The sequence below is a fragment of the Psychrobacter sp. genome, assembly GCF_030457785.1.
GTDB lineage: Bacteria > Pseudomonadota > Gammaproteobacteria > Pseudomonadales > Moraxellaceae > Psychrobacter.
Genome location: NZ_JAKDUI010000166.1, coordinates 1 through 6,020 on the forward strand (window position 1 = coordinate 1; position 6,020 = coordinate 6,020).

4 protein-coding genes are annotated in these 6,020 nt (G+C 46.0%); all 4 read right to left on the reverse strand.

Annotated elements, in window-relative coordinates; all coding sequences use genetic code 11:
* Positions 1-81 precede the first annotated feature (81 nt).
* The 4 genes from L0J61_RS08430 to L0J61_RS08445 all read right to left on the reverse strand — a co-directional run bounded on the left by L0J61_RS08430 (position 82) and on the right by L0J61_RS08445 (position 5,904).
* Positions 82-939, reverse strand: coding sequence for a ComF family protein (locus L0J61_RS08430; RefSeq protein WP_301466005.1), 858 nt, complete (start codon positions 937-939; stop codon positions 82-84).
* A 38-nt stretch (positions 940-977) separates the two neighbouring features.
* On the reverse strand, positions 978-2,471 hold the full coding sequence (locus tag L0J61_RS08435; protein WP_301466006.1) for a phospholipase A: 1,494 nt from the start codon (positions 2,469-2,471) through the stop codon (positions 978-980).
* A 450-nt stretch (positions 2,472-2,921) separates the two neighbouring features.
* Positions 2,922-5,147 carry a protein-disulfide reductase DsbD domain-containing protein gene (locus L0J61_RS08440; protein WP_301466007.1) on the reverse strand — a complete coding sequence of 742 codons (2,226 nt, stop codon included), beginning with the start codon at positions 5,145-5,147 and terminating at the stop codon, positions 2,922-2,924.
* A gap of 211 nt (positions 5,148-5,358) precedes the next feature.
* Complete coding sequence (locus L0J61_RS08445) at positions 5,359-5,904, reverse strand: protein-disulfide reductase DsbD domain-containing protein (RefSeq protein ID WP_301466008.1); 546 nt, start codon at positions 5,902-5,904, stop codon at positions 5,359-5,361.
* Positions 5,905-6,020: the final 116 nt, after the last annotated feature.

Below are 6,020 nucleotides of genomic sequence, written 5' to 3' on the forward strand. Positions count from 1 at the left end.
TGTGTCGGATATTAGAGCGTGTTGTATTAGGACTATCGTTGACAACGCCACAGCCATGCGTATGAGCATCCAGTCAGCCGTTTATAACTGACTACCGTGTGCTAACGCATAAGCATGCATTTGATACAGATGAGTCGGTGGCGACTGGTCTGTTGTCCTCGTGGGAGATGTCCCATACAGTGCACGCCCAAGTGCTTGTAGGCTGGAACCTGTGGTTGCGACATCATCGAATAACAGCAGGCGTTTGACAGGAGGGGGTTGGATTAAGGCAAATGCATTGTCTAAATTCGTCAGTCTCTCGGCACGTGTCAACCCTTGCTGGCTGATAGCATCATCGACTCGCTCTACACCCCGCCAGAGCGGAATCTGCCAATGTTTAGATAACTGCGCAGATAGAATGCTGACAGGATCAAAACCGCGTTTGACCAATCGTTGGTTGGTCGTCGGCATGGCGACAATCACACTGTTGCCAGCATGGCAGCCATGAGGTCGTGGTAACTGACGCAATACATGGAGCAATAGCGGCAGTTTGGTCATGTCTTCGTCATGCTTAAACGTTCGAATCGCTTGACGAATTGGATAATCGTAGTAAGTCGCTGCTTGGATAGAGAGGGTGATACCAGCAGCAATATCAACCGTAAAAGGTTTGGGCAACCACACAACACTATCATGACAGGCGGCACATAACAGACCACGACTCAGATTGCGTCTGACTTTATGACGACGCTTATCAGGGACTGTCTTTTCTGTGGGGCTGATAGGCTTATCAGTCGTAGAGGCAGCGGATATAGCAGTGACGGACGTAGAAGCCAGATCTGTTGCAAGATGCGGTCGTCTAAAATTCGGTACGCTGCGACAAACACGGCACAACTGACAGCGTATATCGATATACTCTGCCAGCCAAAGCCCAGTTTGATAGGGAGCCAGTCGCCGCATCATCTATTGCTCTTCATCAATAATACTGAGGTTTTCGTCTCTTAAAAACCTTTCCAGTCATTTAGTACGATGCCGAAACCAATGGAGGTGTTTTCATGATTGTAATCGATGATTGATTGACCATAACCTTGGAACAGTTGCACATAGCCGTTGACGTTTTCTGACAATGGATAGATATAATCAATCTGTGCAGCGCCTTTATTGGTGCCTGGGTTGTAGCGTAGCGTACCGCTTAGGCTTTGTTCATTGGGCAAGTCATATAAAAACTTGATATCCCCGTAGCCCATGTAGTCTTCAATATCAGGGTTGTCCTCGCTGCTGTCATCTTCATTTTTTACTCGCGTCCACAATCGCGGTATGACTGACAGATTGCCCCATTCTGCGCCTGCCAACAGATATGCACGGTTCCAAGAGCGTGATAATGGATCATCTTGCCCATTAGAGTGATGTATAAAACCCCCGCCTAACATACGCAGACGACCACCAAAAGGTAAATCAGCGGTCACTGGCTGGGTTAAAAACACCTCAGGTTGATAATCTGTGGCGCGGAATGGTCGAGAATTATCTTCGTTATACACCTGCCAATGAGATTCTTGGGTATAACCAAACCACAAGTCAGCATTGGTATCGAACAAATCCTCTGCTACTTTTGTCTTTAAAGACACTTGAAACTTCAGCTCAGTTTCACGTAACTCGTTAGACGTAAAGGTCTCTATATCTTGCGTTGGTGAGCTTGGCGTCAAGTTTGGATCAAAAGTATAATAGAGTGGTAAGATATAGGTTGGTCTATATGGTCTGACCGTCCAAGTCCCTCGCTCACTGTTTTGATCCAAATCATAAGACTGACTCAGTGGAGTATACCTTTCGATATCTGTTTGGGTAACACCCACATCTGCAAGCAGTTGTTCTTCTTTTTGCTGCTGCGTCAAGCTATCTGTATCTAAATACTCAGTGTCGTTAAGCCCATTATCAGTAAACTCAATACCGGTAGACTCATCATCTATTGAGTCAGTAGTTTCACCATCGCCTGCGGTAGAAACGACAGTAGAGTTTTCTTCTAAAAAAACTACCTGCGGATTACCCGAGAGTGTGCTCTGGAAAGTTTTGGCCAAATCCACTGGCTGCTTGGTCATCGTGTAGCTTGGTGTTTCACCTTGCTCAGCAACTTTGTCAAAACATGCCAAACGTGACGCACTATTTTGTACTTGTGAACATTCAGAAAACAGCTTTGCCTGCTTGGCAACGAACTCTTTACTGATCACTTTTTGATACTGACCGCCAACCATAGGATCTAATGATTGTTCATCGCTGCTTTGCGGTAAAACATAGTCTTCATACTCATAACTCTCATGATCTAAACCAGCTTCTGAGGCTGGTAGCTCAAGTTCAGCTTGCTCATCAGTGGCAGCTTGAGCTTGAAATGCAGCAAAGCTCAAAGCAACGGCAATGGCGATACGTAGACGGCTATGCAGACTCCGAGACGGTATTGCATTGCTGCGCTGTGATTGACGTTGAATCGTAATATGGGCAAACATAGGTGTCCTTTATCTAACTGGCAGTAAGATCAGCAGAGTATCATTTGAGGTAATTAATATGGCCATTAGCGTCAACGCTAAAATCGAAATAAAACGAGATAAAATCAGTCATTTTTGGACATCGAGTGTCATCACTGAACGGCATTGAGCTTTGCAGCTATCCTCGAAGTTGTTGCCTTATTGTAATAAAAATACACAGACTATACCAGCGCTAGTATTGCACAAAAGGCATGTGTTATGCACGCGTTCATCCTGATAGTGATAACAATGCCTAGAGATATTTTAATCCGAAAGACAAGTAATATAGATGAAAAAACACCACTACTAGGACACACTCTGAAAAACTAAGATACACTCCGAAAAACTAAGACACGCCCTGACAAACAAAAAGCCAACGCGTACCTGAGGCACCTTGGCTTTTTCTTTATAGAGAGTATTCCTTAGATCAGCTTATTGGTTGAGAGCGCTTAACGTTTGCTCAAATTCTGAGCGACCAGTCTCACCTACCTGCTGATTGACTATTTGACCATCTTGATAATAGATCAAGGCTGGCGGACCAAAGAGCTGATAACGCGCTAAAATCGCTTTGGATTCATCTGTGGTTTCTGTGATATCCAACTTAACCAACTTCCAGTCCTGCATTTGTGCTGGGCGATTTTGAAATAAGTTTTTATCCATGATACGACACTCAATGCACCAATCAGCCGTCAGATCGACAATGACTTTTTCATTGCTTGCAAGGATAGCATCTAGCTCTGCAAGCGTAGTGATGTACTCATCAGTAGCGCTGCTACCACCTGCTGCAGGTTCACTTCCTGATTGCATCATCACAGGGGCAGCACTCAATGATGCCAGTGGCTGCAAGCTATCGTCATTCCCTAGGGCCGCACCTATCAGTAAACACGCTGCCCAAATACCAGAGATAAGACCTAGCGCTTGCGTCAACATGCGCCCGCGACCCAGCCAGCTCCACGCCCATGTCGCCACGACCATAAACCACAGCGCCCATACTATCAGCATGGCTGGTGAGATAAAGACGCGCTCAATCAACAGTAAGGCTACAGCAAAGAGCAATAATGCAAAACCTTGCTTGACCCAGTTCATCCACTCGCCTGCTTTTGGCATGATCTTGCCTTGAGTCGCACCGATCAAAATGAGTGGCGCTGACAAGCCAAACCCAAGCACGAATAAGGCTGCAAAGCCAAGCAACGGACTACCAATAGTCGAGACAGCAAGCAACGCACCGAACAACGGTGCAGACACACAAGGAGACACCACTAATGCTGATAAAAACCCAGCAACTAAACTACCCCCAGCACTGCCAAGCTTACTATCACCTGCTTGGCTCAAGCCTTGCATCTTAGTACTGATTGCATGCGGTAATCGAATACTAAAAATGCCCAACATATATAGCGCCAACAGCACAAAAACAATCGCAAAACTGATAAGTATCACGGGGTTCTGTAGCCAACCTATAATACCCAACGACTGACCAAATACCGCAATGATCGCACCCAAAATGCCATATGCCGTCGCCACGCCGATAGCATAGCTGGTGGTTAGCATAACGCCACGTTTGACCGTTGGATTCTCTTCCCGAGCGACAATGTTGGCCACAATAGGTAACATCGGCAACACACAGGGGGTCAACGCCAAACCAAGCCCTGCTAAAAACAACAACGCCAATGCTAGCCAAGGATGAGAGGCTAATCCAAACGGATCACCATCGACGCCGGCACTTGCACTACTATCAATAGCAGCGTCACTACTGGTCATCTGACTGGCTGTTACTTCGCTACCTGCACCAGTAATCGTATTGGTGCCGATCATCTCACCCTCTAAAACATCGCCTTCTACCAAATCATAATCAACGACCTCATCGTCCATTTGCTCAGAGGCAACAGATGAACCACTGCCATCTTCACTTTCTATCGTTGCTGCATTTGGCTCTGATGACGCAATATTTGTATCTGTCTGATTGTTATTAGTTGCAGAGCTACTAGCTGTGGAGGTTGAAGCGGATTCTGCGGTAGACGATTGAGCGGTGCTGCTACTTGAGCTAGCTGCGATAGACTGGGATGGTGAAGCGGCAATGCTGACCGTGGTATTAATCTTTTCAGGTGGGTAGCACAGCCCTGCTTTGGCACAACCTTGCCAACCAATCACCACAGCTGCATCGTTTACACTTGTTCCATCGTTGGTGGTCAGTGTGGTGCTTGCAACCATATTCACCTGATCGAACACCAGCACTTGCCCAAATGTCGGGTCATCGATTGAAACAGGCGTTTGACTAAACTGGAAAGGCGTCGCGTTTACCCCAGCAGGTAGGGTCAGTTCAACTTGGTCTTTGTAGACATAGTGCTCGGGCGTGATATCAAAGTTGATCGATAAGCGTGTGCCTGATTCGGTAGCATCACTGCTAGTCGTGACCTGAAAAGCTTGATCAACCGGCAAAAACTTCTTTTGTGCACTACTGCTATTACCGAACAAACTACCCAATCCCGTTGCTTGCGCCGACGCAGGTGCAAGCGACACCCCAGCGGTAACCAACCCTGTGGGCAGCAATGAGCCACTCATTAATGTAAGCGCTAGCAGAGCAGACAGCTTTTTCGGTCGCTTCGCAGTCTTTCTACTTACCGTCGATAGTGGCTGTTCTTTTGGTGTCTTAGATGGCATGAATGGCTACCTATTATTTCTAATTTTTGAGTCAGATGCTTAGGGCGTGTCTTCGGTTCGATCGATAGTTATTTAACTGGGTTAAAAATGGCTAAATGTTGCCAAACAGCGTCAAATAGCTGACTAATATCTCGATGTTATCTGCGCTATTTTTCTTGTTTGACTACCATTTATCTCATTTCTCTCACCATTTTTAAAATGCAAACGCGCCCTAGCGTGTTAGAGCAATATCAACCTTAGTGCTGATTTTCTCTGGTGGATAGCATAGTCCTGCTTCTGCACAACCTTGCCAACCAATCACAACTGGTGCATTCTTCGCACCTTTGCCGTTATTGGTGGTCAACGTTGTCGTAGCCACAACACTGCGTTGGGTAAATACAGGTACTTGACCAAAAGTTGGATCGTCAACAGAGACAGGCGTTTGACTGAACTTGAACGGCGTGGCACTCACGCCCTTAGGAAAACGTAAGCTGAGCTGATCTTTATAAACGTAGTGTTCAGGCGTAATGTCAAAAGCAATCGATAGTTGCGTGCCTTTACTGGTCGCTTTGGTGCTGCTTTTTACTTTGAAAGCTTGATCCACTGGCAAAAACTTTGATGAACCACTGCTATTATTACCGAACAAACTACTGAGACTTCCAGCCTGAGCGCTCATTGACACTCCCATCGTCAGTGATGTGGTGACAATAGCCAAAACCAGTGCATTTGTTTTTTTTGACACGCGGTTTTTGATGGCAGCAGATTTTGATGTTGACATGGATACTGTCCTTGAGTTGCTGTATTTGATGACTGATGCTGAGAATGTCATTACGGGCATGCTTATCAATATCATTGATATTCGAACAGCAAGATCATAAGAACATAATAAATCGT

Bases quoted from the DNA above. Each gene is read 5' to 3' on its own strand.
- L0J61_RS08430 (WP_301466005.1), bottom strand. From the start codon at position 939: ATGATGCGGCGACTGGCTCCCTATCAAACTGGGCTTTGGCTGGCAGAG.
- L0J61_RS08435 (WP_301466006.1), bottom strand. From the start codon at position 2,471: ATGTTTGCCCATATTACGATTCAACGTCAATCACAGCGCAGCAATGCA.
- L0J61_RS08440 (WP_301466007.1), bottom strand. From the start codon at position 5,147: ATGCCATCTAAGACACCAAAAGAACAGCCACTATCGACGGTAAGTAGA.
- L0J61_RS08445 (WP_301466008.1), bottom strand. From the start codon at position 5,904: ATGTCAACATCAAAATCTGCTGCCATCAAAAACCGCGTGTCAAAAAAA.